This is a genomic window from Xanthomonas sp. NCPPB 2250, from assembly GCF_056725265.1.
Genome location: NZ_CM161520.1, coordinates 3,518,809 through 3,545,186 on the forward strand (window position 1 = coordinate 3,518,809; position 26,378 = coordinate 3,545,186).

Here is a 26,378-nt window from a genome sequence, read left to right on the forward strand (position 1 = left end):
CCCATGTCCACCGCCGCGCCCACCCGCCCCGCCGCTCCATCATCGCGCCGTGCCACGCGGCGGCGACGCTGGCCGGTCGTCGTCGCCGCGTTGCTGGTCGCGCTGCTGCTGGTGCTGTGGCTGCGCCCCCGCCACGCGCCCGCCGCGGCCACGCCACCGGTGCCGGTGACCAGCGCACCGGTGCTGCGCAAGGACGTACCGATCCGCCAGACCGGGATCGGCACGGTGCTGCCGATCGCCTCGGTGACCGTGCACTCGCGCATCGACGGGCAACTGATCGACGTGGGCTTCGGCGAGGGCCAGGACGTCAAGGCCGGGCAGGTCCTGGCGCGGCTGGATCCGCGAACCGACCAGGCGCAACTGGCCGCGGCCACCGCGCAACAGGCCAAGGACAAGGCACAGCTGGGCAATGCGCAGGCCGACCTGCAGCGCTACACGCAACTGCTGCAGGACAACGCCACCACCCGCCAGACCCTGGACACGCAGAAGGCGCTGGTCACGCAGCTGCGCGCCACCCTGCAGAGCGACCAGGCGGCGATCGACAGCGCGCGGGTGCAACTGGACTTCACCACCATCCGCGCCCCGATCGACGGACGTGCCGGCGCGCGCCTGGTCGATCCGGGCAACATCGTCCATGCCAGCGATGCCGGAGGCCTGGTGGTACTGAACCAGATCGACCCGATCGCGGTGCAGTTCACTTTGCCGGAAAGCGCGTTCCAGCAGATCAACCACGCGCTGCATGCCGCCCCGGACAGCGTGGGCGTGGACGCCGTCGAACACGGCAGCGGACAGGTGCTGGCGCACGGCACGCTGGCCCTGCTCAACAACCAGATCGACACCAGCACCGGCACCATCGCGATGAAGGCGCACTTTCCCAATCCCGGGCACACGCTGTGGCCGGGGCAGACGGTGGACGCGTGCATCACCCTGGGCATGCGCGCCGGCGCGCTGGTGGTGCCGAGCGCGGCCGTGCAGCGCAGCCAGGACGGCGAGTTCGTGTACGTGGTCGGCAACGACGGCAGCGTGCGCGACCAGCCGGTGCAGGTGCTGGACGAGGCCGATGGCGAGACCGTGATCGGCCAGGGCGTGCAGGCCGGGCAGCGCGTGGTGGTGGATGGGCAGTACCGGCTGCACCCGGGAGCGAAGGTGGTCGAAGCCAAGCCGGCCAAGCACACCAAACCGGCCACGGCGGGAGCGCACGCGTGAGCGTCTCGGCGGCCTTCATCAAACGCCCGATCGGCACCTCGCTGCTGGCCATGGCACTGCTGTTGCTGGGCCTGGTGGCCTGGCCGCTGCTGCCGGTGGCGCCGCTGCCGCAGGTCGATTTCCCCACCATCCAGGTCTCGGCCAGCCTGCCCGGCGCCAGCCCGCAGACCATGGCCTCGAACGTGGCGCAGCCGCTGGAGCGGCAGCTGTCGCTGATCCCCGGCCTGAGCCAGATGACCTCGACCAGCGCGCTCGGCTCGACCCAGGTGACGCTGCAGTTCGACCTGGACCGCAACATCGACGCCGCCGCGCTCGACGTGCAGACCGCGATCAACGCCGCATCCGGACAGTTGCCGAGCGCGCTGCCGAGCGCACCGAGCTTCCGCAAGATCAACCCGGCCGAATCGGCGTCGCTGATCCTGGCCGTGCAGTCGCGGGTGTTGCCGCTGACCCAGGTCAACGACTACGCCGACAACGTGCTGGCGCAGCAGATCTCGCGCATCTCCGGGGTCGGCCTGGTCAACCTGTACGGTGCGCAGAAACCGGCGGTGCGCGTGCAGGTGGATCCGGCCAAGCTGGCAGCGCTGGGCCTGAGCATGGAGGACATCCGCTCGGTGATCGCCACCACCACGGTGAACGCGGCCACCGGCTTGATCGACGGCGCGCGCCAGGCCTTCACCGTCTCCACCAACGATCAGTTGCTGCAGAGCCAGGCCTGGAACGACGCGGTACTGGCCTGGCGCAACGGCGCGCCGATCCGCGTGCGCGACGTCGGCACCGCGGTGGACGGGCCGGAGAACGCCAAGATCGCCGCCTGGGGCTTCGCCGGCGCCGCCGCGCCGGCCGACAGCGGCATCGTCGATGGCCGCGCGATCATGATCGCCATCACCAAGCAGCCCGGCGCCAACGTCATCGACACGGTGGAACAGGTCAAGGCCGCGCTGCCCAAGCTGATGGCGTCGATCCCGCCCAGCGTCAGCGTCAAGATCCTCGCCGACCGCACGCAGAACATCCGCGCCTCGGTCAGGGACGTGGAGTTCACCCTGCTGCTGTCGATCGTGCTGGTGGTGGCGGTGATCTTCGTGTTCCTGCGCAGCGCGGTGGTCACCCTGATCCCGAGCCTGACCGTGCCGCTGGCGATCCTCGGCACCGCCGCGCTGATGTACGTGCTCGGCTACAGCCTGGACAACCTGTCGCTGATGGGCCTGACCATCGCCGTCGGCTTCGTGGTCGACGACGCCATCGTGATGCTGGAGAACATCTACCGGCACATCGAGGACGGCATGGCGCCGCTGCAGGCGGCGCTGCAGGGCGCGGCCGAGATCGGCTTCACCCTGGTCTCGATCTCGGTGTCGCTGGTGGCGGTGTTCATCCCGCTGCTGCTGATGGGCGGCATCGTCGGCCGGCTGTTCCGCGAGTTCGCGGTGACGGTGAGCCTGACCATCCTGGTGTCGCTGCTGGTGTCGCTGACCCTGACCCCGATGCTGTGCGCGCGCCTGCTCAAGCCGCACGCCGAGCAGGCGCAGGGGCGCCTGGCGCGCGCGTTCGAGCGCGGCTTCGACGCGCTGCTGGCGGCGTACCGGCGCGGCCTGGAGACGGTGTTGCGGCACCCGCGGCTGACCCTCGCCAGCTTCCTGCTGACCGTGGCCACCAGCGTGGCGCTGTTCGTGGTGATGCCCAAGGGCTTCTTCCCGCAGCAGGACACCGGCTTCATCTCCGGCACCGCCGACTCGGCGCAGGACTCGTCCTCGGCGGCGATGCGCACGCGCATGCTGCAACTGGCCGACATCATCCGCCGCGACCCGGACGTGCTGTCCTTCGGCATGCAGACCGGTGCCAGCACCTTCAACTCCGGCACCTTCTCGATCGCGCTCAAGCCCAAGGACGCGGGCCGCACCGCCAGCGCCGACCAGGTGATCGCGCGGCTGCGCAAACGCCTGGCGCACGTGCAGGGCGTCACCCTGTTCATGCAGGCCGGGCAGGACATCAACGTCGGCGGCCGCCTGGCCCGCACCCAGTACCAATACACCCTGACCGACGCCAACCTGGACGAACTCAACACCTGGGCGCCGCAGCTGCTGAAGGCGTTCCGGGCGCTGCCGCAACTCACCGACGTCGCCTCCGACCAGCAGAACGCCGCGCCGATCGCCAGCCTGACCATCGATCGGCAGCGCGCGGCCAGCTTCGGCATCACCCCGCAGCAGATCGACGCGACCATCAACGACGCCATCGGCCAGCGCCAGGTCGCGCAGTACTTCACCCAGCTCAACAGCTACCACGTGGTGCTGGAGGTGACGCCGGCGCTGCAGGGCGATCCGTCGCTGTTCCAGCGGCTGTACCTGACCTCGCCGTTGACCGGCAAGCAGGTGCCGCTGTCCACCTTCGCCACGCTCGACACCAGCGGGACCGGCTACCTGTCGGTGAGCCACCAGGGCCAGTTCCCGGCGGTGACCATCTCCTTCAACCTGGCGCCGGGCGCGGCGCTGGGCGATGCGGTGGACGCGATCCAGCAGGCCCAGGCGCAGTTGCGGGTGCCGGCCACGCTCAGCGGCAGTTTCCAGGGCACGGCGCAGGCGTTCAGCGCCTCGCTGCGCACCCAGCCGTACCTGATCCTGGCGGCGCTGATCGCGGTCTACATCGTGCTCGGCCTGCTCTACGAGAGCTACATCCATCCGCTGACCATCCTCTCCACCCTGCCCTCGGCCGGCGTCGGCGCGCTGCTGATCCTGATGGCCGGCGGCTACGACTTGAGCGTGATCGCGATGATCGGCATCATCCTGCTGATCGGCATCGTCAAGAAGAACGGGATCATGATGGTGGACTTCGCCCTGCATGCCGAACGCGAACGCGGGCTGTCCTCGCGCGATGCGATCTTCGAGGCCTGCCTGATGCGCTTCCGGCCGATCATGATGACCACCCTGTGCGCACTGCTCGGCGGCCTGCCGCTGATGCTCGGCCACGGCGCCGGCTCGGAACTGCGCCGGCCGCTGGGCTATGCGATGGTCGGCGGCTTGCTGCTGTCGCAACTGCTGACCCTGTTCAGTACGCCGATCGTGTACCTGTACCTGGACCGCCTGCACGGCTGGTACCTGCAGCGGCGCCAGGCACGTCGCGCACGCACCACCGCACCGGAGGCGCTGCAGCCATGAAGGTGCTGATCGTCGAGGACGAGCGCAAGACCGCCGACTACCTGCAGCAGGGGTTGAGCGAACAGGGCTGCACGGTCGACGTCGCCTACGACGGCATCGACGGCCAGCACCTGGCCCTGCATTACGACTTCGACGTGATCGTGCTCGACGCGATGCTGCCGGGCCTGGACGGCTTCGCCATCCTGCGCTCGCTGCGTTCGGTGAAGAGCACGCCGGTGATCATGCTCACCGCGCGCGACAGCGTCGAGGACCGGGTCAAGGGCCTGCGCGAGGGCGCCGACGACTACCTGATCAAGCCGTTCTCCTTCATCGAACTGCTGGCGCGGCTGCAGGTGTTGGCGCGGCGCGGCCGCGCCCAGGAAAGCACGCTGCTGCGCGTGGGCGACCTGCAGATCGACATGATCAGCCGCAAGGCCATGCGCGGCCGGCAGCGGCTGGACCTGACCGCCAAGGAGTTCGCGCTGCTGGCGACGCTGGCCCGGCACCAGGGCGAGATCCTGTCCAAGACCGCGATCGCCGAGATGGTCTGGGACATGAACTTCGACAGCAACACCAACGTGGTGGAAGTGGCGATCAAGCGCCTGCGCGCCAAGATCGACGTGCCGTTCGACGCCCCGCTGCTGCACACCGTGCGCGGCATGGGCTACGTGCTGGAAGAACGCGAGGACGCGAGCGGGTGAGCGCACCGGCGCGGCCCTCGATCGCGCTGCGCCTGGCCGGCCTGTTCGCGGCCACCGCGCTGCTCGGTTTCGCCCTGATCGGGCTGGTGCTGCACCAAGTGCTGGAGCATGAGCTGCGCCGCCACCAGCGCGAGGAGCTGCGCTCGCGCATGGACGCGGTGCAGTACATGCTGGTCAACAGCCGCTCGCCGGACCTGGCCGCGCATGCGCGCACGCGCCTGGCCAGCGTCTCCAGCGCGCCGGACCTGCGCTTCTGGCTGTGGAGCGAGGACCCGGCGTTCCGCTACGGACGCGGCGCCGAGATGATGGCGGCGGCCACGCGCGGCCGCAGTGGCCTGGTGCGCATCGGCGATCCGCAGGCGCTGGGCATCGCCGATGCGCAGCCGCAATCGTGGCAGGCCATCGGCCAGGCGCTGCCGGCCACGCCGGTACGCCCGCCGGTGCAACTGATCGCGGCGATGGACAGCGCGCCGTTCGCGCTCACCCGGCGCCGCTTCGACATCGCCCTGGCGCTGGTGACGCTGGCCGGCACCGCGCTGGTCGGCGCACTGGGCTACTGGACCGCCAAGCTCGGCCTGCGCCCGGTGCAACGGCTGTCGGCCGACGCCCAGCACATCGGCCCGCACGACCGGCGGCGCCTGGACCTGCCGCGGCTGCCGCACGAACTGGAAGACCTGGGCGCCTCGTTGAACGCAGCCTTCGACCGGCTCGATGCCGCCTACGCGCAGCAGGAAAGCTTCAATGCCGACGTCGCCCACGAACTGCGCACGCCGCTGGCCAGCCTGATCGGCCAGACCCAGGTGGCGCTGACCCGCCACCGCGACGCGCAGCAGTTGCGCCAGGTACTGCAGTCGAACCTGGAGGAACTGGAGCGGCTGCGCGCGATCGTCGCCGATATGCTGTTCCTGGCCCGCGCCGAGCAGGGCCAGCGCGCACGGCAATGCGAGGACGCGTCGCTGGCCGAGGAAGTCGGCAAGACCGTCGAGTTCTTCGAGGTGCTGCTGGACGAGGCCGGCTTGCAGGTGGAGGTGCGCGGCGACGTGGTGGTGCCGGTCGAGAAATCGCTGCTGCGGCGCGCGCTGTCCAACCTGCTGCACAACGCGATCCAGCATTCGACGCATTCGGCCGGCGCCGCGCCGATCGTGGTGGAAATCGTGCAGCGCGGCGGGGAGGCGCTGATCGCCTTCTCCAACCCCAGCGTGGCGCTGGCGCCGGAGCATCTGGAGCGCCTGTTCGACCGCTTCTACCGCGGCGACGCCGCCCGCGCCAACAGCCGCGAAAGCCATGGCCTGGGCCTGGCCATCGTCAAGGCGGTGGCGAGCATGCACGGCGGGCGCGTGTTCGCGCAGCACCGCGACGGCATCACCACGATCGGGTTTTCGGTGGCGCTGGATGGCACCGCTGGCGGCGTGCCAGTGCACGCCGCGCTGCGCTGGTAAGCCGCGCTGCGTTCAGGCGGCCAGCGCGCGCGCCTGCAGCGCCGGCACTTCGTGCGCGGTGACGAAGCGGCCCTTGGCATCGCGCTGCAACTGCGCCAGCGCGCAGTCCGGGTCATGGGTGAAGAACAGGCGCACGTCGCGCGCCAGCGCGTCCTCCAGGAACGCGCGCTTCTCGTCGATCAGCAGTTCGGCGTTGCGGTCGTAGCCCATGGTGATCGGCACGTGTACCCACGAGCGGCCCGGGATCAGGTCGGCGCAGAACGCCACCCCGCCGTGCGACAGGCCATCCGCGCCGTGGCCGGGGCCGACGATCTCGGCCAGCATCAGCCCTGGCGTGTGGCCGTCGCTGAAACGGAACCGCACCGCCTCGCCGAGCGCGCGCGAGTAGTCGCCCTCGACCAGCTCCAGCCGGCCGCTGGCTGCGAGCAGGCCAGGCAGTTCGGGAATGAAGCTGGCGCGGTCGCGCGGATGCGGGTGCAGCGCGCGCTGCCAGTGCGCCGCACCGACCAGGAACTGCGCATTGGGAAACAGCAGTTCCGGTGCGGCGCCCTCGCGGTACGCGGCCAGCAGCCCGCCGGCATGATCGAAGTGCAGATGGCTCAGCACCACCACGTCGATGTCGGTGTGGGCGAAGCCGGCGTCCTGCAGCGAATCCAGCAGCACGTGCCGCGCCTCCTGCACGCCGTAGCGCTCGCGCAGCGCCGGCGGGAAGAACGCGCCGATGCCGGTCTCGAACAACACCGTCTTGCCGGCCAGCGGGCTGGCCAGCAGCGCGCGGCAGGCCAGCGCGATGCGGTTGCCGTCGTCGGGCGCGGCCCATTGCTGCCACATCGCCTTGGGCGCGTTGCCGAACATCGCGCCGCCGTCGAGTTTCTGCGAGTTGCCTTGGATGGACCAGAGTTTCATGGGCGGGGATTCGGTATTCGGGATTGGGGGATTCGCAAAACGCGCGTCAGGGCACCGGCGCGGTCTGCAGCACTTCGGCGCTGCCGACTTCGTTGCGCGGGTCGCTGCCGCCGCTGAGCACGTTGCGGCGCTTGTCCCATTCCACCGTCTGCAGATTGCCCCAGACGTGGCTGGAGCCGTGGCCGTCCTCGGCGCTGTCGCCGGGCAGCTTCAGCGTATGCCCCATCGCTTCCAGGCCCTTCGCGGTAGCCGCGTCGAAGGTGCCGGTCTCGGCTTCGATCACGTCCGGCAGCCACTGGTGGTGGTAGCGCGGCAGCGCGGCGACCTGCTGCGCGCTGAGACCGTCGTCGTAGCCGAGGATGCCGAGCAGCACCATGGTGATGATGCGGCTGCCGCCCGGGGTGCCGAGCACGATGGCCTTGTCCGCGTTCTCCATGAAGGTCGGCGACATCGAGCTGAGCGGGCGCTTGCCCGGCTTGGGCGCGTTGGCCGCGTAGCCCATCACCCCGAACGCGTTGGGCGTGCCCGGACGCAGCGCGAAATCGTCCATCTCGTTGTTGAGCAGCACGCCGGTGCCCTTGGGGATCAGCCCGGAGCCGTACAGCAGGTTGACCGTCTGGGTGGCGCCGACGCGGTTGCCTTCGCCATCGATGATCGAGAAATGCGTGGTCTCGTCGTCTTCCAGCGGGGTCGGCTGGCCCGACAGCAGGTCGCTGGGCGTGGCCTTGTCCGGGTTGATGGTCGAGCGCAGGCCCACCGCATAGTCCTTGCTGAGCAGGATGCGCTGCGGCACGTGGGTGAAGTCCGGATCGCCGAGGAAGAAGGTGCGGTCGCGGTAGGCGCGGCGCATCGCTTCCACGGTCAGGTGCACGCGGTGCACCGGGTCCATGGTCTTGAGGTCGTAGCCCTCCAGGATCTGCAGCATGCTGGCCAAGGCGATGCCGCCGGAGGACGGCGGCGGCGCGGTGGTGATGGTCCAGCCCTTGTAGTCGAAGCGGATCGGCGTGCGCTCCTTGACCGTGTAGCCGGCCAGTTCCTCCGCAGTCCAGCGACCGCCGGCCTGCTTGACCCCGGCCAGCAGCTTCTTGGCGGTGGCGCCGCGGTAGAAGCCGTCGAAACCCTTGTCGGCCAGCAGCTGCAGCGTATTGGCCAGTTCCGGCTGCTTGAACACGTCGCCCTCGGCGATCGGCCGGCCGTTGCGCAGATAGACCTCGCGGGTGCCGGGATAGCGCTCCATCACCTTGCGCCGCGACTGATAGCCCTCGGCCATGCGCGCATACACCGGGAAGCCGTCGCGGGCGATGCGGATCGCCGGCGCCAGCGATTGCCGCAGCGGCAGCCGGCCATGCTTGGTCGCCAGTTCCACCAGCGCCGCCGGCAGCCCGGGGATGCCGGCCGACCACGGGCCGTTGATCGAGCGGTCGCGGTCCAGCTCGCCCTTGGCGTCCAGGAACGCGGCCGGCGTCGCCGATTCCGGCGCGGTCTCGCGCGCATCCAGCATCACGTCCTTGCCGGTCTTGGCGTCGTGCAGCAGAAAGAAGCCGCCACCGCCGAGGCCGGAACTGATCGGCTCGACCACCGACAGCGTCGAGGACACCGCCACCGCGGCGTCGAAGGCATTGCCGCCCTCGCGCAGGATCTGCAGGCCGGCCTCGGTGGCCAAACGGTGACCGCTGGCGATCGCGGCGCCGGGCGGATGCGCGGCCGGGGCGGTGGCGGTCGCCTCGGCGACCGGTGCCTCGGCCCACGCCGACGGCGTCAGGACCAGGGCGAGCAGCAGGACACGGCGGACGAGGCTTCTCATGCGGCGGGGGGCTCCTGTGGGTACAACTCGGGGTGGTCGCGCTGCAGGCGCTGCAGCTTGGCCAGCAATTGCGCGTGGGTCTCCGGGATGGCCGGGTCCGGGTCGATGCACTCCACCGGGCACACCACCACGCACTGCGGCTCGTCGAAATGGCCGACGCATTCGGTACAGCGGGCGGGGTCGATCACGTAGATCGTCTCGCCCATGGCGATGGCCTGGTTCGGGCAGGCCGGCTCGCAGACGTCGCAGTTGACGCAGAGCTCGTTGATCTTGAGGGACATGTGGCGCACTTCGGCACTGACCGGGGCAGTTTACCGGATCGGGGCGGGACGGCCCTGCGAAGGCGGCGCCACGGCGCGGAACGCTGTATCGCCGCCGTACCGGAATCAGCGCAGCCAACGGCCCATGGCGATTGACGCCGGCGGCGGCCACGCCTAGAGTCGCCGCGTCGAAAATGGCTGGCCTGGTCTCGGTAGGCCCAGGCCCTTCTCCGCGCTGGCGGAGAGGCTCTGTTCGCGCCGTGCCGCGCGATTCCCCGACAGTCCCCGTGTCCATCGTCCCGGGGTCTGTCCGTGGGCCGCCTTCGACCGGGCTTGCTGCGGCGGATCCCTCCAGCAGGAGCCAACGCATGTCCCCGATTTCCCTTTCCGGCCCCCTCCTCGTCTCGCTCGGCAACGGCGTGCAGGGCGGCGCCGTGGTCAGCGCCGCGCGCCGGCATGGCCTCGCCGTCCGCGCCCTGGTCCGCGAAGGCGCCGCCACCGCGGCGCTGCGCGCGCTCGGCGCGGAGGTGGTGGAAGCCGACTTGGACGACCCCGCCGCCATGCACGCGGCCAGTCGCGGCGTCGCTCACGCGGTGCTGCAGTTCCCAGCCGGTCCCGGCGAAACAACGCTGACCCGGGCCAGGATTGCTCTGGACGCCGCGCGCGCGGCGCGGCTGCATTCGCTGGTGCTGAAGCTGAGCAGCGCGCCGCTGCCGGCGCCGTGCCCCGAACCCAGCCTGCGCAGCAACGCCGCGCTCGCGGCGCTGGCGCATGGCGCCGGCCTACCCTGCGCGGTCCTGTGGCCGACGCTGTACCTGGACAACCTGCTGAAGCCCTCGGCGCGCGCCGACATCGTCGCGCACGGCGTGTTCGCACCGCCGATCGCCGCCACGCAACGCATCGCCTGGACCTCGGCCGACGCCTGCGCCGAGGCCGCGCTGGCGCTACTGCGACAAGGCGCGCACGGCGGCAGCTACCGGATCGCCGGCACCGAGAGCCTGACCGGCGCGGAACTGGTGCAGCGGCTCACGGCCGGAGTCGGCCGCCCGGTGCGCTATCGCGCGCAGCCGCTGGACGCGTTCGAGCGCGATGTCGATGCAGCGCTGGGCGCCGGCCAAGGCCGCGTGGTGGCATCGAAGTTCCGCTTCTTCGCCACGCATCCGCAGCAGGCCGATGCACTGCTGGCCGCGCCGCTGCGGGCACAGCCTGGACTGGAGATGTTCCAACCCGGCTCGATCGATGCCTGGATCGCCGCGCATCGGCAGGCCTTCCTGGCACCATCCCCGGCAGCGGGCGACCTGCCCGCCGGCTAGCCCAGCGGCGGCGGCAACCGCGCGCGGCTGTGGTGGATCAAGAGGGTCTTGGCGCGAAACGGAGCGAGCTTGGCCAGCAGCAGCACACGCTCTTCGCGGTGGTAGTCGCGACTCCAGGCCAGCATCCGCGGCAGCCGCGCCAGGGTCGGCCGGTAGGCGGCGGCCTCCAGGCCCAGCCATTGCCGGCCCAGCCGCAGCACGATCTGCGCGGTGGTGCGCCAGGGTGCCGCATCGATCACCACGATGTGGTCGGCGCGTGCGAGCGCCGCGTCGGCCCATTTGAACTGCACGCCTTCGACGATCCAGTGCTCGCCCTCGACGATGCGCTGCAGCAGCGGCAGCTTCTCCTCGAGCGGACGGCGGACGTCGCCTTCGGGACGGCGGACCCAATGCAGATCGTCCAGCGCGTGGCAGGCAATGCGGTGACGGCGGCCGAGCCGGCGCGCCAGGGTGGTCTTGCCGGCGCCGGTGGGGCCGGTGATGAAGATCCGCATCGCCTGTGCCTTGCCTGGAACTGCGGAAACTGCGCGACGGCCCCCAGCACGTCCGCGCGAAGCGACCGCCCGTTGCGGGCGGCGCGGGTGGCAGGACCGGCGCGCATCGGCGCGCCGGCCCGCGCAGGGCTTACTTGGCTTCGACGAAGATGTAGTCGGCGCCGGTCGGCTTGACCACGGCTTCGACGCGGGCGTTGTCGGCCGGGGCGCCGATGTAGACCACGCGCACGCCCTTCATGGTGTTCGGCTCGACCTTGGCGAAGGCCGCGGCGATCAGGTCGGCCATCTTGGCCGAGGCCGAGGAGCCGAACGCCAGCATGTTGCCCGGCTGGATACCGCGGCCGATGGCGGTGGTGGCGCTTTCGACCTGGCGCTCGTACTTGGCCTGGAACTCCGGATCCGATTCCGGCGGCAGGTAGTACAGGAACGGGCTGTTGGTGACGTTGCCCATGTTCTGGATCGCCACTTCCTGCAGGTACTTCTTCCAGCCGGCGTCGTCGTCCTTGGCCGGGGCGGTCAGCGCGGGCTGCGCGTCGGCGGCCGGCTTGGCGGCCTCTTCCTTCTTGCAGGCGGTGAAGCCCAGGGCCAGCGAAGCGATCAGCAACGCGCGTGCGGTGGTGTTCATGGAACGGCTCCCTCTGTGTCGTCAGTGAATGGTGGACGGCTCAGCGCTGCGCGGCGGCCTGGCGGGCCTGGACCAGCGCCTGCACCACCGACGGCGGCACGAAGCCGGAGACGTCCCCGCCCAGGCGCGCGATCTCGCGCACCAACGAGGACGAAATGAAGCTGTGTTGCTCGGCCGGGGTGAGGAACAACGTCTCCACCTCCGGGATCAGATGCCGGTTCATGCTCGCCATCTGGAACTCGTATTCGAAATCCGACACCGCTCGCAGACCGCGCAGCAGCACGCCGCCGCCGACCGAGCGCACGAAATGCGCCAGCAGTGTGTCGAAGCCCAGCACTTCCACGTTGCGGTGCCCGGCCAGCGCCTCGCGGGCCAGCGACACGCGCAGTTCCAGCGGCAGGGTCGGCCCCTTGGACGGGCTCTGCGCCACGCCCACGATCACCTGCTCGAACAGCGGCGCCGCACGGTTGACCAGATCGATATGGCCGTTGGTGATCGGATCGAAGGTGCCGGGATAGACGGCGATGCGGCTATGGGCCACGGTCATGCGTCGGGTACCGCGTGAAGGTCGCCGGGAAGTGTAGCAGCGGTGCGCCGGTACAGGGCAGCACGCACCTCGCGGCTGCCGCCCTCGCGGTACAGCGCCCAGGGCGCGGGCGGTGCCGGCCCCTGCCCGGCCGGCGACTCCAGGTACAGCCAGGCGTCGGCCGCCAGCCGCGCCGGCAGGCGTTGCAGCACCGCGTCCCACAGCCCGGCGGCGAACGGCGGGTCGACGAAGGCGATGTCGGCCGGGGCATCGGCCGATGGCTCGGCCAGCCAGCGCAGCGCATCGCCCTGCACCACCTGCACCTGGTCCTGGGCCTGCAGCCGCGCGACCGTGGCGCGCAACTGCGCCGCCTGGCCCGGATCGCGTTCGACCAGCACCGCGCCAGCCGCGCCGCGCGACACCGCCTCCAGCCCCAGCGCGCCGCTGCCGGCGAACAAATCCAGCACACGCGCCCCGGGCAGCACCGGCTGCAGCCAGTTGAACAGGGTCTCGCGCACTCGGTCGGAGGTCGGGCGCAGCCCGGCCAGGTCCGGCACCGGCAGCCGCGTATTGCGCCAGCGCCCGCCGATGATCCGCACCTGGCCGCCGCCGGGACGGCTCATCGGCGGCCTCGCAGGGGCCGGGACAGGCGGGACGGGGGACGCAGGAACGGCATGGGCGGCGGGCGCGGAAGCGGGGTCCGGATCATAGACCAGCGCGGTGTCGCGCGTATGCGTGGCGCGGCGCTTGAAGCCGGCCGTGGCCGCCACCATGTCGGCCGGCAGAGCCGCGCCCTCCTCCGCGCGGCCGCCCATCCTTCATGGAGCACCTACCGATGAGCGTGGAAACCCAAAAAGAAACCCTGGGCTTTCAGACCGAGGTCAAGCAGCTGCTGCAGCTGATGATCCATTCGCTGTATTCCAACAAGGAGATCTTCCTGCGCGAGCTGATCTCCAATGCCTCCGACGCCGCCGACAAGCTGCGCTTCGAGGCGCTGGTCAAGCCGGAGCTGCTGGACGGCGACGCGCAACTGCGCATCCGCATCGGCTTCGACAAGGACGCCGGCACCGTCACCATCGACGACAACGGTATCGGCATGAGCCGCGAGGAGATCGTGGCGCACCTGGGCACCATCGCCAAGTCCGGCACCTCCGAATTCCTCAAGCACCTGTCCGGCGACCAGAAGAAGGATTCGCACCTGATCGGCCAGTTCGGCGTCGGCTTCTACAGCGCCTTCATCGTCGCCGGCCAGGTCGACGTGTACAGCCGCCGCGCCGGCCTGCCGGCCAGCGAAGGCGTGCACTGGTCCTCGCGCGGCGAAGGCGAGTTCGAGGTCGCCACGGTCGAGAAGGCCGAGCGCGGCACCCGCATCGTGCTGCACCTGAAGGACGACGAGAAGGACTTCGCCGACGGCTGGAAGCTGCGCGGCATCGTGCGCAAGTATTCCGACCACATCGCCCTGCCGATCGAACTGCCCAAGGAGCACTACGGCGAGGACAAGGACAAGCCGGAAACCCCGGAATGGGAAACCGTCAACCGCGCCAGCGCGCTGTGGACACGCCCGCGCACCGAGATCAAGGACGAGGAATACCAGGAGCTGTACAAGCACATCGCCCACGACCACGAGAACCCGGTGGCGTGGAGCCACAACAAGGTCGAAGGCAAGCTGGAGTACACCTCGCTGCTGTACGTGCCCGGCCGCGCGCCGTTCGACCTGTACCAGCGCGACGCCTCGCGCGGGCTCAAGCTGTACGTGCAGCGCGTCTTCATCATGGACCAGGCCGAGCAGTTCCTGCCGCTGTACCTGCGCTTCATCAAGGGCATCGTCGATTCCAGCGACCTGCCGCTGAACGTCTCGCGCGAGATCCTGCAGTCCGGCCCGGTGATCGACTCGATGAAGTCGGCGCTGACCAAGCGCGCCCTGGACATGCTGGAGAAGCTGGCCAAGGACGACGCCGAGCGCTACCAGGGCGTGTGGAAGAACTTCGGCCAGGTGCTGAAGGAAGGCCCGGCCGAGGACTTCGGCAACCGCGAGAAGATCGCCGGCCTGCTGCGCTTCGCCTCCACCCACGGCAACGACGGCGCGCAGACCGTGTCGCTGGCCGACTACGTGGCGCGGATGCAGGAAGGCCAGGACAAGCTGTACTACCTGACCGGCGAGAGCTACGCGCAGATCAAGGACAGCCCGCACCTGGAAGTCTTCCGCAAGAAGGGCATCGAGGTGCTGCTGCTCACCGACCGCATCGACGAGTGGCTGATGAGCTACCTCACCGAGTTCGACGGCAAGTCCTTCGTCGACGTGGCGCGCGGCGACCTGGACCTGGGCAAGCTCGACAGCGAGGAAGAGAAGCAGGCCAAGGAAGAGGCGGCCAAGGCCAAGCAGGGCCTGGTCGAGCGCATCCAGAATGTGCTCAAGGACGAGGTTTCCGAAGTGCGTGTCTCGCACCGCCTGACCGACTCCCCGGCGATCCTGGCCATCGGCCAGGGCGACCTGGGCCTGCAGATGCGGCAGATCCTGGAAGCCAGCGGCCAGAAGCTGCCGGAGAGCAAGCCGGTGTTCGAGTTCAACCCCGCGCACCCGCTGATCGAGAAGCTGGATGCGGAAGCCGATGGCGAGCGCTTCGGCGACCTGGCGAAGGTGCTGTTCGACCAGGCGGCGTTGGCCGCTGGCGACAGTCTGAAGGATCCGGCGGCGTATGTGCGTCGGCTCAACAAGTTGTTGTTGGAGTTGTCGGTGTAAGTCTTGATTGCGACGTGCATGTGTAAGAACGAAGCCGGCGACTCGCCGGCTTCGCTTTTTCTGGATCGTGCGTAAGCGAACGGGGATCGCGAGGCAGATTTGCCTGGAGAACACCTCGTCGGCGAAAAGCTTCCAGTACGGGTGACCCATCCAGCGCTCGCATAACAGGCAGACCAGTTCCTGCCGACGCAAAGGCTTGAAATGCAAGATGATGCGAGGCTCTTGAGAGACGGCTACTTAACGAGCTACTTGGAGCCTTTCGTACCTGACAGAGATTCAATCAAATTCTCAAAGTCAGGCTCGACAACGCATTGGTCAAATATTTATTGCCCTCGAAGCCAACAATCACCTGCGCCTCCGGGGATCCAACCCGATATACATCAGATCCAATTTTCTCGAATACACCATCCAGATCGACAACGAGAGGGCACCTTTTTGAATCACCGGTATTGAATTCACTGGCGGACTCCAAGAACAACGTATACGTCTCACCCACCTCCAGCTGAACATTAGAGCAGAATTTACCAGACCCCAGCAAGGAGTCTCCAGGTGACTTCAACATCGACATAGTCGCCCGTTCAAGTGACACCACATATATTCGATTGCAATACCCCGTCTCAGGACACGCCCCGTTGATCCCCACGACTTTTCCGGCGATCACGGCGACCGAAGTGTCGAACAGCCTCTCTATTGATCTATTTGAAGGAGATGACCCATACGCCAGAAAGGGAAAAAATATCAATCCAAGAACAAGCATTAATATACCTCTCAAACCCAACCTCCTTGCCATTATTCAAAATTCCCGCTATATTCGACCACTCAAAGACACCACCACGTAGCGATTTGCAATCTAAATCAAATCCTTGTTCATTGATTTCAACAAAAGTCCGCAGATCAACAAGAACGAGAGGCCTATAGCGGCCGCAGCGTTCATCAAAAAAAGGTCAAGCCAACTCAAAAAAACTATATGCCCATGCCGATTATATTCGTAGATCTTGCCGATCGAATAATTTGCAACACTAGGACTTTCGGAAATGAAAATCCGCGTAATGTAGGGCCCGACAACAAAAATCATGGCCATCCCGACAAGAAAACTCGGGATGACGAAAAATCTTGCAACCTTCGTCTTCATTGATCACCAGGCCATGAATTGCGTATCGGCACGCATTGAAACCTCCGCATTACCCGGTCAGACAAAATCGTTGCAAGGCCCTATGGTGACCCTCTCGAATTATCGAGTCAGTTCAGGGATGGATGTCAAGGAATTTCAGGCGCCAGATGAGCGACCTCGCCTACGCGAAACGTTCAACGTCCTGATAGGCCAGCTGCGCAATCTTGAGTGATCAGTCATTTCGCGGGTTCGGATGTGAGACAGAGTGGGCACGGCAATGCTCGGTACGCAGATGGGGCCTCCAGGTGATGTGGCGCTCCCAGGCTTCTCACGAAGCGCCGTGAGCGCGAGAATCCATGGCATTTCCGGACCGTCCTCTCCAATGAACCCCAGCGACACCATCACCCTGTCCCTGGACCAGGCCATCGCCCTGGTCGAGCGCATCCTGACCCACGCCGGCTTCCCCCCCGCGCACGTGCAGGCTCTCACCCACACCATCGTCGCCGGAGAACGCGACGGCTGCGCCTCGCATGGGCTGTACCGGACGCTCGGCTGCGTGGCGACGCTGCGCAACGGCAAGGTAGTGGGTGATGCCGAGCCTGTCGTGCACGATCATGCGCCGGGCATCGTGCGGGTCGATGCACGCGGCGGATTCTCGCTGCTGGCGTTCGAGCGTGGGCTGCCGTTGTTGATCGAGAAGACCCGGGCCAATGGCCTGGCGGCGTTGGCGATCAATCATTGCGTGCATTTCTCTGCGCTGTGGCCGGAAGTCGAGCGCATCACCGATGCCGGGCTGGTCGCGCTGATCTGCAATCCCAGCCATGCCTGGGTGACGCCGGCCGGCGGGCGCACGCCGCTGCTAGGTACCAACCCGCTGGCGTTCGGCTGGCCGCGTGTGGACGCGCCGCCGTTCGTGTTCGATTTCGCCACCAGCGCGGTGGCGCGCGGCGAGATCGAGCTGCGTCGCCGCGCCGGCCAGCCGATTCCCGAAGGCTGCGGCGTGGACGCGGCGGGCGCGCCGACTACCGATCCGGCCGCGGTTGCCGACGGCGGCGCGATGCTGACCTTCGGCGGGCACAAGGGGTCGGCGCTGTCGGCGATGATCGAACTGATTGCAGGGCCGTTGATCGGCGACCTGACCAGCGCCGAATCACTGGCGCACGACGCCGGCGCAGGCGCTTCGCCCTACCACGGCGAACTGATTCTGGCCCTGGATCCGGCGCGCTTTCTTGGCGCCGACCGGGACACGCATCTGGCCCGTGCGGAAGCCTTCTTTGCGGCCTACGAGGCCACCGGGGCACGCTTGCCGTCGCAACGCCGTTACCAGGCGCGGGAACGCAGCCGCAGCGAAGGCGTGCGGATTCCGCAGGCCCTGCATCGGGATCTGCTGGCCTTGCTCGATTGAGGGGCAACGCTAACAGCCCGCTTTGCCGTAGCTCAGCGGGACATGGCGTTGCCGTGTAGGAGCGGCTTCAGCCGCGACAGGCATCATCGGTAATGCCGTGTCGCGGCTGAAGCCGCTCCTACGAGTGGGCTTCCCGCGCGTCGTGTACTCGTGTGATGCGCGCGCCAGATGCGGGTGAGCAAGCGCCCCGCCCGCGCGATACGCGGGCAGGAACGGCATTACCGCCGAACTGGAATCTCGGTAGCAGGTGGAATCGCGCCTGGCCGAGCATACCGCGGCGGGCTCCACCCGCCACGGCACTGCCACCTGGTCGCCTACGCAATCAGGCTCCGACTCAGAACTTCACCGTCGCCCGCGCCCAGTAGTAGCGGCCGAGCAGATCGTAGGTGGCCACGTCGGTGTTGGCGTTGGTGACGTTGTTGGCGTAGTACAGCGGCGGCTGCCGGTCGGCCAGGTTGTCCACGCCTACTTCGAAGCGGGTGTTCCACGGCTTCACCTGATAGCCCACCTGCACGCTGTGGTAGACGTAGGCGCCGATGTCGCGGACCACGGCGGGCTGGTCGGCATCGGCCGACAGGCTCTGGCGGGTATCGGCGCTGCCGATCTCGGTGCGGCCGATGTAGCGGACACGCCACGACGCGCTCCAGTCGCCCAGGTTCCAGTTCAGCGTGCCCAGTGCACGCCAGCGCGGGAAGTTGCCGTAGGCGTAGGTGTACTTGCCGGCGTTGTGGATGGTGACCGTGCTGGAGTCAGTCGTGTCGGGGTTGATGTCGTAGCGGATCACGTAGGTGCCGTTGAGGCCGGCGCTGAAGCTGCCCCAGGCGGTGTCCGGCAGGCGGTAGGTGAGACTGAAGTCCGCGCCGCTGGCCCACAGCTTGCCCAGGTTCACGGTGGGCTCGGCGATGTAGTTGACGGTACCGTTGTCGTTGCGATGGATCAGCGCGCAGAACGCGCTGGCGTCGTTGGCGTAGCACTGGTTGAGCACGGTCTGCGCCGAGACCTGGGTGATGGTGTCCTTGAGGTTGATCTTCCACAGGTCCGCGCTCATCGACAGGCCTTCGACCCAGCCCGGGTCGTAGACCACGCCGAAGTCGTAGGACATGCCGGTCTCCGGCTTGAGCTGGTAGCCGGCCACGGCCGCGCCGGAGGCCTTTGCGCCGACCTGGTTGTCGGCCTGCTGGTAGCTGCCGTCGGTCGGCACGTTGGCGCAGGCCGCGGCATGGCCGCCGGTGTAGCCGTTGCACGGATCGGTGACCGACGGCGAGTCGCCAGCCACGCCGGCATACAGTTCGCTGATGTTGGGCGCGCGGAACACCTGCGAGGCGGTGCCGCGCAGCAGCAGGTTCTCGATCGGGCGGTACTCCAGCGAGATCTTGCTGTTGGTCTTGCTGCCGACGGTGTCGTAGTCGGAGAAGCGGCTGCCCAAGGTCAGGTTGAGCGAGTGCACGCCGGGCAATCCGGCCAGCAGCGGGAACAGCGCTTCGGCATAGGCTTCCTTGACGCTGAAGCTGCCGCCGAGCACCGAGGCGCAGTATTCGAGCACACCGCACATGCCGTTCTCGTCGCCGGTCCACAGCGGATCGGCGGCGGTGCTGGTGCTTTCCTTGCGATAGGAGACACCCACGGCCAGGCTCGCGGTGCCGGCCGGCAGCGCGAACAGCTCGCCGTTGGCGTTGGCCTCGAATTGCTTGACCGTATAGACGTTGGTGACGATCGGATTGACCACCAGCGCTTCCAGCGCCGCCTTGTTGCTGGCGGCGTTGAGGTTGAACACGTCGATCGGGGTACAGCCGGCGATCGGCGCGCTGGCGCTGCCGCACTTGACCGTGCCGTCGGCGGCGAGGAACGACGGCCCGACCGCGGCGTTGAAGCCGGCGTAGTCGAGGAAGCCGTAGTTGATCGACTTCTGCTTGACCTTGCCGTAGTTGAGGCTGGCGTCCCACTGCCAGGAACTGTCGCCGAAGCTGCCGCGCAGGCCCGGATTGATCTGGAAATTGTAGGTGTTGTATTCGTAGCGGCGATTGCCCAGCACCGTGGCGCGGGTGTTGAAGTTGTTGTACGAGGTGCCGGTGCTGCGGTCGGTGCCGAAGTTGACCCCGAACGGGTTGTAGTAGCTGGCGGAGGAGACCAGGAAGTTGTCGCCGTTGGCGAAAATCGGGATCGGCGCGATGATCGAGGATGAAGTGGTCTTGCTGAAATAGGTGTTGACGTAGCCTTCCAGGTGATCGTTGAAGCGATAGCTGCCGAGCACGAAGGCGTTGGTGCGCTCCTGCGGGGTCTGCAGCAGGTTGTACGGTTGGTAGTTGTAGGAATCGGTGGAGGCGACGTAGCAGTGGTACTGGCTGGCGTTGGTCGGGCTGCTGCTGCCGCCGTTGAAGGTGACCCGGGAACAGCCGTTGCTGGCCGCCAGCGCCTTGGCCGCGGCCGAGCCGTCGTTGAAGCTGATGCTGCCGGTGGGCGTGGCCGAGGAGCCCTGCTTCACCCCGACCCCGTCGATCAGCGACAGCGCGTCCTTGGAGTAGGCGCGCGCGCCGGCCGAGACCGGATCGATATCGTGGTAGGACAGGCCGGCGACGATGCTGCCGCGCTCGCCGGTCTTGCCGGCGGTCAGCGAGAAATTGCGGCGGTTGCCGTCGCTGCGCGAACTGGTGCCGAAGTCGGCGCTGGCCTCGACGCCGTCGAAGCCCTTGCGCAGGATGAAGTTGACCACGCCGCCGATCGCATCCGAGCCGTACACCGCCGAGGCACCGTCGCTGAGCACCTCCACCCGCTCGATCATGGTCGCCGGGATCGCGTTGACGTCGTTGCTGGCCAGGCGCGTGCCGTTGACCAGGACCAGGGTGCGCTTGTCGCCGAGGCCGCGCAGCGAGATCACCGAGGCGCCGGTGCCGCCGCCGTTGTTGGTGTTGGGGTTGGTGGCGTTGCCGGCGATCGACGGCAGTTCCTGCACCAGATCGCCGAGCGTCGCCTTGCCGGTGGCTTCGATCTGCGCGCGGCTGATGGTCACCACCGGGTTGGCGGTCTCGGTGTCGACGCGGCGCAGGCGCGAGCCGGTGACCACGATGCTGTCCAGGGTCTGGGTGGCGCTGTCGGCGCTCGCCTCCTGCGCCTGCGCCGCTGCCGCGCTGCCCAGCGACAAGGCGGTGGCGACCGCCAGCGCCAGCGGCGTCGCGGCATGACGGAAGGAAGGGCGTGGCGGCGAAAACGACATGGGCGAACTCCTGGACGGTGGCGAGACGGGAACGGTGCAGAAACGCAGGCCGAACGCTGCCACGCCGGCGCTGTGCCGACGGACGGACCTGCAAGACGGTGGCGCCTGCGCGGCGCCTGCGGTGGCCTGCCTGCGCCGGGCCCTGACGGCCTGGCGCACCGCGGGGAGGCCGATATCCTGCGCGCACGGCCGGTGCGCGGCTCCCCCGCTACTGCGATGACGTCCGATGACGACGGCGGCGCTCCGGTGGCGCGCGCCGGCGCCACGGCCGGTACGACGATGCGATCAGATTTTCATCACGCGGTCACACTGTGCCGTGGATGCACGGCCACGTCTTGTCGCGATTCGCGGTTTCGCATGCGGAATCACGCATGGTCATGTGTGGCTCTGCGCCTGCACGTGGCAACGTGCCGCGGCATGGCGCGGTGTCGCGCGAACACGACCGCAACAGGCAAATACTGCAATCCGCCGTGCACGGCGATGGCAACGATTCGCGCCATGCGGCCTCACGCCGGGATCAACCAGCCGCCGAACAGCGGGCCGGCGGTGTCGCCGTGCTGCGGCTCGATGCGCACGATCAGCGGCTGCGCATCCCGGGTGAGCGCCGGCGGCAGCGGGTAATCGCGGTCGACGAAATCGATCACCTGGCCGCGCTCCACCGCCACTTCCACGGCCAGCTTTCCATTGACCAGGATGTTGAAGCGGCCCTTGTCGCTGCCCCAGAAGCGCAGGCGCAGCGCCAGCGGCTGTGCGCTGCCGCGCATGCGGAACTCGACGAATCCCTTGCCGCGCACGTCGCGGCACTGCTGCCGACGGTAGGCGCCGCCGAAGGAGGTGTCGCTGCGCAACTGGTGCGCCTGCTCGGAGGCCTCGTCGCCGAACTGGATCATGTCCACCGCGATCGCACGCAGCTTGTCCTGCTCGGCCTGGCGCCGCGCCCGCCGCTGCGCTTCCTGCGCCCACTGCGCAGGATCCATGCGCTTGAAATACAGCGCGCTGCGGCGTTCGTACTGCGCGTAGAACGGGACGAAGGTCAGGCCCGGCGGCTGCGTGCTGCTGGCCAGGAAATGGCCGGGCTGCGGCAGTTCGGCGAAGCCGCGCAGCGGATCGGCCGCAGCCACCAGCGCAGGGTCCGGCGCGTCGTACGGCGTACTCACCGGCCCCAGGTCGGCGGCCAGCGCCAGCGGCCCGCGCATCACCACCACCGTGTCTGCATCGCCGGCGGCGTGCTCCAGCCGCAGCGGCGTGGCCAGGTCCAGGTCGACGACGTCGCCGGCGCGCCAGTCGCGCTCCAGCGCCACGTAGCCATCGGCCAATGCCGCACGCGCGGGCTTGCCGTTCACGCGCAGGGTATAGCGCCCCTCGCACCAGGCCGGCACCCGCAACAGCAGCCGACGCGGCGCGCGTGCGCCGGCGCGCAACACCTGCAGGCGCACCTTGCCGTTGTCGGGCACGCCACTGTCCAGTTCCAGCGAAAGGTCGCGCTCGCTCCAGTCCAGCCGCGAAGGGATATAGAGATTCACGTACAGCGAGGTGGCGTCCTGCCAGTAGATCGCATCGCCGAACTGCGCATGCGCTTCCATGCCGCTGCCGACGCAGCACCAGAACGAATCGAACTTGTCGGAGAAGCCGCGCTCGCCGCCGCTGATCATCGGCGTCATGTAGGTGAACATGCCGGTGGCCGGATGCTGCGCGGCCATGGTGTGGTTGTGCAGCGTGCGCTCGTAGTAGTCGAAGTAGCGCGCCTGCGGCGTCCACTGGTACAGGTGCCGGGTCAGCTTGAGCATGTTGTAGCTGTTGCAATGCTCGCAGGTCTGCTCGGTCAGGAAGGCGGCGATGGTGTCCGGCTCCTGGAAATACTCGCGGTCGGCATTGCCGCCGATCACGTAGCTGTAGTGCGCGGTCACCGTCTCCCAGAAGAAACGCGCCGCCGCGGCCGCATCGGCATCGCCGGCGACTTCGAACTGGCGTGCCTCGCCGATGAACTTGGGCACCTGGGTGTTGGCGTGGATATGTGGCAGTTCGTCGCGCCCGGCCGCGGCCGGGTCGATCACCTTCTCGTGGCGCAGGCGCTTGCCGATGGCGATCCAGCGCGCATCGCCGGTGCGCGCACCGAGTTCGATGTAGGACTCGTTGAGGCCGCCGAACTCGGTGTCCAGCAGGGTCTGCATCTGCGCGTGGTCGAGCGCGTCGAACACACCGGCGAGATAGCCGGCCAGCGGCAGCAGCACCTGCAGCGCTTGTGCGTTGCCGGCCAGTTCTTGCGCGTCGAGCAAGCCGGCGAACAGTTTGTGCACCGTGTACAGCGGCGACCAACTGCCGTTGAGATTGAACTTGCTGCCCTTGATGACGCCGCGGCGCACTTCCTCGAACACCATCTTGCCGCTGTCGATAGCGCCGTTGTCGTTCTTGCGGGTGAGCCCGCCGACGTAGCCGTCCGGGTCCTTCGCCTGCGCGCGCGCCAGTTCGGCGACGATGTAGTCGATGCGCTCGCGCAGTGCGGGATCGCGGGTCTGCGCGTGCATCTTCGCCAGGGCGCTGAGGTAGTGGCCCAGCGTGTGGCCGGCGATGGTGTCGCCCTCCCAGCCGCCGTACACCGCCCCCTTCGGCGGCAGGCCTGCGTACTGCAGGAAGTTGTGCAGCAGACGGTCCGGCTCCAGTTCCAGCAGGTAGCGGCGGTTGGTCTGCAGCGAATCCAGGAACAGCGACGGCTTCAGCGTGACCTGCTGCAAGGGCAACGCCTGCACCCGGCCCGGCGTGGACGCGGCAGCGTCCAGCGGGAAGCGCAGCAGCCCGGCCGCCACCGCCAGCGCGCTCCATTGCAGAAAGCGGCGTCGCGAGGGATCCAGCGCGGCCCCAGCCGCGTCGGAAGATGCGTGCGCGCAGGCGGCGCCATGCCGATGCATGCCCTGCCCGCTCATCGCCAGCCTCCCGCGTGCGAGGCGGCATGCGGGAAAGAAACGCATCGAGGCATGGACTGCTCCTGTGTGAGATGTCGGGACGCCGACTCCGCAGGGCAATGACCAGCGGATCCATGGTCACTGTGTCATCCGGGTGACAGCACGTCTTGTCCCCACTGATGCGTGCAGATGCGGATTTCCGCCGAATCGCCGCGCCGACCCGGCGCTGGCACCCAAGCCCTGCGGGCAGCGCCGGCGAGCGCGGCCGACACGCCAATGCCCTTCGACTCATGCACCGCCTGCACGACGCGTCGCGTCATGCCGGCATCGCGACACTGCGGCGGTGTCCAGCGAACGCACTGTGCATCCGCCGCGACACCGCCTGCCAATCACTGCCGGTCGATCAGCGTGGCTTCGCCGTGACCTCCGGCACCGCGTCGGTCAGGTCGGCGCCATCGTCGGGATTGGTCACCGTGTCCGCATCGACGTATCCGTAGAACACGCCCTTGCTGGCCGACGCACCGCGCTGCTCGAGGTCGCCGCGCATCTGCGCGGAACCGGACAGCGTGAACCCACCGAACGCGCCTGCCGGCTTGAACACCGTATGCAGCTTGGCGCGATCCTTGATCGTCACCCCGTCCTGCAGCAGGCTCAACCCGCCGACCACGGCGCCGTCCCGCACCTGCCCGCCCAGGATCGTCGCGTGGTCCTCGATCCGCGCATCGCCCAGCACCTTGCCCCCGAGCACCCGCGCCTGCGGGCCGACATAGGCGGTTGAGGCGACATACGCGTTCTGGGCGACCCAACCACCGCCGTTGGGATGGCGGCTGCCGACGCGCGTCGGCGTCGGCGCACCGGGCTGCAGGCCCGACGGATAGGCGCTCTCCAGCGTGACGCTCCAGGGATAGCGGTAGACCGAGTAGTAGGATTGATCCCACTTGATCTTCTGCATCTTGCTCGGCGTGCCCATGACCACCAGATACAGGTCGCTGTCATCGCTGCGCACCTGGAACGACAGCGCGGCATCGGCGCCCTTCTGCAACGCGCTGTAGCGCGGCTTGCCGTTCGCATCGATCGCGACCAGGCCCCAGCGCCAGTCCGAGTCCGGCGTGCCGATCGTCTCGGGATCGTTGGCCAGACCCGGCAACGTGTCGACCGCCGACTGCTGCTGCACGTTGCCATGGAACTTCACCACGACCGCATTCGCACCCGCCGCGGGAATCAGCCTGACCAGGTTGTAGCCCCACCGCTGCGGCGCCCAGTCGAACGGTACCTGGTAGCCGCCGGTCTGGCCCTGCACCGGATCCAGCTGGGTCAGGCGCAGGGCGCGATCGCGATTGGTCTCATCGGACAGGTTTTCCGGATTGAACGCGGTATTGCTGCCGTATTGCTGGCGCATCACGGCGCCATGGTCGCGACCGTCCGGGTCGATGTAGTCCCACTGCACGTTGTGCATGGCCCAGTCGCCGAACACGTCATTGAGCTGCGACTGGCTCCAGCCCATGTTGTCGCGAATGATCGAGAACGGATCGGCATCGGCCTGGCGGGAATCGCCGGGTTTGGGCGCCTTGGCCCACAGATCGTTGATGATCGCGTAACCGAAGCGATACTTGAGGTACTCCATGAACTGCCAGTTGCAGTAGCGGTCGCGGGTCGAGCCAAGATAGAGATGCGGGTAGTTCACCAACATCTCCGAGCACTGCACATCGTCGTGGAAATACTGATGCGCCATCCAGTTCGCATGCGATTCCCAGAGCCAGCCGACGTACGGCGAATCGCGCAAGCCGCCGGTACTGCCCTGCAAGCCATGGGTCAATTCATGCGCCAGGCCCCAGTGATACCCCAACTGATCCGGGTTGATCCACATGCCCATGCCGCCGCTGGCGGAAGTACCACCGTTCAGGCCGAAGCTGTGGTCCAGGTAGACGCTGACCTTGTACTTCGTTTGCGTGTTGCAGTAAGGCTCGGGAAACCCGACGCGCTCCATGTAGGCAGCCCAGATCAGCTCCAGTTCCTTGGCTGCCGAGGCGACGTCGTTCTGCGAAACGGCTTGTCCGTCCTTCCAGCGGAACGCGAAGTGTTGCGTTTCGTAGCGAACGGCCGGCATGTCGGTATCGCCGGGATTGGCGATCCATTGGCCGGCAGTGCAGACCGCCGCGGCCGCCGCATGTGCATGCGGCGCAGCCAGGGCCAGAACGGCCGACAGGCACACCTTGGAGACCAGACGCATGCATCGAGAAGCAGCAAGTTTCACGGCGCTACACTCCTCTTGTCCGACGACATTGGATGAATAGGACGATCGACGCGCGTTCCGACGCACCCGCCTGCAGTGATTGAGGCATCCGCCGCCGCCCCAATGGCAAGCGGATCCAGGTTCGCCTTCTGCGAAACGCCAGGAACACGCCGCGCGGCAGCCACTCGCGCATCGGCAACGCGTCGCCAGACTAGTCCACTCAAACGCAATGCACCCGACGGTTATCCTCATGGAATCGGGATAATTCCGCACAGAGTCCGAAAATCAAACCGACGTCACGGCAGGAACATGATGCGGCCGGCACCTGCCGCCGACAGCAGCGGCAGGTGCTGCAACCGAAGCGCCCGCGAAGATC

The 26,378-nt window shown here is 67.9% G+C and carries 18 protein-coding genes; 8 read left to right on the forward strand and 10 right to left on the reverse strand.

What is annotated here, in order from left to right:
* Nucleotides 1-3: 3 nt before the first annotated feature.
* The 4 genes from AC1PMG_RS14035 to AC1PMG_RS14050 are packed head-to-tail and all read left to right on the forward strand — an operon-like array spanning nt 4 to nt 6,474.
* Nucleotides 4-1,206: an efflux RND transporter periplasmic adaptor subunit gene (locus AC1PMG_RS14035; RefSeq protein WP_481109295.1), complete on the forward strand. Its 1,203-nt coding sequence runs from the start codon at nt 4-6 to the stop codon at nt 1,204-1,206.
* On the forward strand, nt 1,203-4,355 hold the full coding sequence (locus AC1PMG_RS14040; protein ID WP_481109296.1) for an efflux RND transporter permease subunit: 3,153 nt from the start codon (nt 1,203-1,205) through the stop codon (nt 4,353-4,355). Before AC1PMG_RS14035 ends, AC1PMG_RS14040 begins: the two co-directional genes overlap by 4 nt.
* A complete protein-coding gene (locus AC1PMG_RS14045; RefSeq protein ID WP_481109297.1) occupies nt 4,352-5,035 on the forward strand; it encodes a heavy metal response regulator transcription factor in 684 nt (227 codons plus the stop codon). Before AC1PMG_RS14040 ends, AC1PMG_RS14045 begins: the two co-directional genes overlap by 4 nt.
* Nucleotides 5,032-6,474: a heavy metal sensor histidine kinase gene (locus AC1PMG_RS14050; protein WP_481109298.1), complete on the forward strand. Its 1,443-nt coding sequence runs from the start codon at nt 5,032-5,034 to the stop codon at nt 6,472-6,474. Before AC1PMG_RS14045 ends, AC1PMG_RS14050 begins: the two co-directional genes overlap by 4 nt.
* A 12-nt stretch (nt 6,475-6,486) precedes the next feature.
* Here AC1PMG_RS14050 and AC1PMG_RS14055 read toward each other — a convergent pair whose 3' ends face one another.
* From AC1PMG_RS14055 to AC1PMG_RS14065, 3 genes are read right to left on the reverse strand one after another with little or no spacing between them, the layout of a single operon-like run.
* On the reverse strand, nt 6,487-7,380 hold the full coding sequence (locus AC1PMG_RS14055; RefSeq protein ID WP_481109299.1) for an MBL fold metallo-hydrolase: 894 nt from the start codon (nt 7,378-7,380) through the stop codon (nt 6,487-6,489).
* Nucleotides 7,381-7,426: 46 nt separating this feature from the next.
* A complete protein-coding gene (gene ggt, locus AC1PMG_RS14060) occupies nt 7,427-9,184 on the reverse strand; it encodes a gamma-glutamyltransferase (RefSeq protein WP_481109300.1) in 1,758 nt (585 codons plus the stop codon).
* On the reverse strand, nt 9,181-9,465 hold the full coding sequence (locus AC1PMG_RS14065) for a YfhL family 4Fe-4S dicluster ferredoxin (protein WP_017908325.1): 285 nt from the start codon (nt 9,463-9,465) through the stop codon (nt 9,181-9,183). Before AC1PMG_RS14065 ends, ggt begins: the two co-directional genes overlap by 4 nt.
* A gap of 347 nt (nt 9,466-9,812) precedes the next feature.
* On the opposite strand from AC1PMG_RS14065, the gene AC1PMG_RS14070 reads away from it, so the two are divergent.
* Nucleotides 9,813-10,757 (forward strand): NmrA family NAD(P)-binding protein, encoded by a 945-nt coding sequence (locus tag AC1PMG_RS14070; protein ID WP_481109301.1) that lies wholly within the window; start codon nt 9,813-9,815, stop codon nt 10,755-10,757.
* Here the strand turns inward: AC1PMG_RS14070 and AC1PMG_RS14075 are convergent.
* The 4 genes from AC1PMG_RS14075 to rsmD all read right to left on the reverse strand — a co-directional run bounded on the left by AC1PMG_RS14075 (nt 10,754) and on the right by rsmD (nt 13,025).
* A complete protein-coding gene (locus AC1PMG_RS14075; protein ID WP_481109302.1) occupies nt 10,754-11,251 on the reverse strand; it encodes an AAA family ATPase in 498 nt (165 codons plus the stop codon). The genes AC1PMG_RS14070 and AC1PMG_RS14075 overlap by 4 nt on opposite strands.
* A 130-nt stretch (nt 11,252-11,381) precedes the next feature.
* Nucleotides 11,382-11,876 carry a hypothetical protein gene (locus tag AC1PMG_RS14080; RefSeq protein ID WP_342073760.1) on the reverse strand — a complete coding sequence of 165 codons (495 nt, stop codon included), beginning with the start codon at nt 11,874-11,876 and terminating at the stop codon, nt 11,382-11,384.
* A gap of 40 nt (nt 11,877-11,916) precedes the next feature.
* Complete coding sequence (gene coaD, locus AC1PMG_RS14085; protein WP_019801822.1) at nt 11,917-12,423, reverse strand: pantetheine-phosphate adenylyltransferase; 507 nt, start codon at nt 12,421-12,423, stop codon at nt 11,917-11,919.
* Nucleotides 12,420-13,025 carry a 16S rRNA (guanine(966)-N(2))-methyltransferase RsmD gene (gene rsmD, locus AC1PMG_RS14090; RefSeq protein WP_481109303.1) on the reverse strand — a complete coding sequence of 202 codons (606 nt, stop codon included), beginning with the start codon at nt 13,023-13,025 and terminating at the stop codon, nt 12,420-12,422. Before rsmD ends, coaD begins: the two co-directional genes overlap by 4 nt.
* Nucleotides 13,026-13,237: 212 nt before the next feature.
* Here rsmD and htpG point away from each other — a divergent pair, with 212 nt between their 5' ends.
* The 3 genes from htpG (at nt 13,238) to AC1PMG_RS14105 (ending at nt 17,658) form a co-directional block, all read left to right on the forward strand.
* Entirely contained in the window at nt 13,238-15,142 is a 1,905-nt protein-coding gene (gene htpG, locus AC1PMG_RS14095; RefSeq protein WP_481109304.1) for a molecular chaperone HtpG, read from the forward strand.
* 1,073 nt (nt 15,143-16,215) lie between these two features.
* Entirely contained in the window at nt 16,216-16,485 is a 270-nt protein-coding gene (locus tag AC1PMG_RS14100) for a hypothetical protein (protein ID WP_481109305.1), read from the forward strand.
* Nucleotides 16,486-16,635: 150 nt separating this feature from the next.
* A complete protein-coding gene (locus AC1PMG_RS14105) occupies nt 16,636-17,658 on the forward strand; it encodes an Ldh family oxidoreductase (RefSeq protein WP_481109306.1) in 1,023 nt (340 codons plus the stop codon).
* Between the two features lie 334 nt (nt 17,659-17,992).
* Here AC1PMG_RS14105 and AC1PMG_RS14110 read toward each other — a convergent pair whose 3' ends face one another.
* From AC1PMG_RS14110 to AC1PMG_RS14120, 3 genes are all read right to left on the reverse strand, one after another.
* The gene (locus tag AC1PMG_RS14110) at nt 17,993-20,869 is read right to left on the reverse strand and encodes a TonB-dependent receptor (protein WP_481109307.1); all 2,877 of its coding nucleotides are present in this window, start codon (nt 20,867-20,869) and stop codon (nt 17,993-17,995) included.
* Nucleotides 20,870-21,375: 506 nt separating this feature from the next.
* Nucleotides 21,376-23,790: a beta-L-arabinofuranosidase domain-containing protein gene (locus AC1PMG_RS14115; protein WP_481109308.1), complete on the reverse strand. Its 2,415-nt coding sequence runs from the start codon at nt 23,788-23,790 to the stop codon at nt 21,376-21,378.
* 382 nt (nt 23,791-24,172) lie between these two features.
* Complete coding sequence (locus AC1PMG_RS14120) at nt 24,173-25,999, reverse strand: Svx/AvrXca family virulence/avirulence protein (RefSeq protein ID WP_481109309.1); 1,827 nt, start codon at nt 25,997-25,999, stop codon at nt 24,173-24,175.
* Nucleotides 26,000-26,378 lie beyond the last annotated feature (379 nt).

Coding starts and splice junctions, on each gene's coding strand:
- AC1PMG_RS14035 (WP_481109295.1), top strand. CDS start 4: ATGTCCACCGCCGCGCCCACCCGCCCCGCCGCTCCATCATCGCGCCGT.
- AC1PMG_RS14045 (WP_481109297.1), top strand. CDS start 4,352: ATGAAGGTGCTGATCGTCGAGGACGAGCGCAAGACCGCCGACTACCTG.
- AC1PMG_RS14055 (WP_481109299.1), bottom strand. CDS start 7,380: ATGAAACTCTGGTCCATCCAAGGCAACTCGCAGAAACTCGACGGCGGC.
- ggt (WP_481109300.1), bottom strand. CDS start 9,184: ATGAGAAGCCTCGTCCGCCGTGTCCTGCTGCTCGCCCTGGTCCTGACG.
- AC1PMG_RS14065 (WP_017908325.1), bottom strand. CDS start 9,465: ATGTCCCTCAAGATCAACGAGCTCTGCGTCAACTGCGACGTCTGCGAG.
- AC1PMG_RS14070 (WP_481109301.1), top strand. CDS start 9,813: ATGTCCCCGATTTCCCTTTCCGGCCCCCTCCTCGTCTCGCTCGGCAAC.
- AC1PMG_RS14075 (WP_481109302.1), bottom strand. CDS start 11,251: ATGCGGATCTTCATCACCGGCCCCACCGGCGCCGGCAAGACCACCCTG.
- AC1PMG_RS14080 (WP_342073760.1), bottom strand. CDS start 11,876: ATGAACACCACCGCACGCGCGTTGCTGATCGCTTCGCTGGCCCTGGGC.
- coaD (WP_019801822.1), bottom strand. CDS start 12,423: ATGACCGTGGCCCATAGCCGCATCGCCGTCTATCCCGGCACCTTCGAT.
- rsmD (WP_481109303.1), bottom strand. CDS start 13,025: ATGAGCCGTCCCGGCGGCGGCCAGGTGCGGATCATCGGCGGGCGCTGG.
- htpG (WP_481109304.1), top strand. CDS start 13,238: ATGAGCGTGGAAACCCAAAAAGAAACCCTGGGCTTTCAGACCGAGGTC.
- AC1PMG_RS14100 (WP_481109305.1), top strand. CDS start 16,216: ATGGCCATCCCGACAAGAAAACTCGGGATGACGAAAAATCTTGCAACC.
- AC1PMG_RS14105 (WP_481109306.1), top strand. CDS start 16,636: ATGAACCCCAGCGACACCATCACCCTGTCCCTGGACCAGGCCATCGCC.
- AC1PMG_RS14110 (WP_481109307.1), bottom strand. CDS start 20,869: ATGTCGTTTTCGCCGCCACGCCCTTCCTTCCGTCATGCCGCGACGCCG.
- AC1PMG_RS14115 (WP_481109308.1), bottom strand. CDS start 23,790: ATGAGCGGGCAGGGCATGCATCGGCATGGCGCCGCCTGCGCGCACGCA.
- AC1PMG_RS14120 (WP_481109309.1), bottom strand. CDS start 25,999: ATGCGTCTGGTCTCCAAGGTGTGCCTGTCGGCCGTTCTGGCCCTGGCT.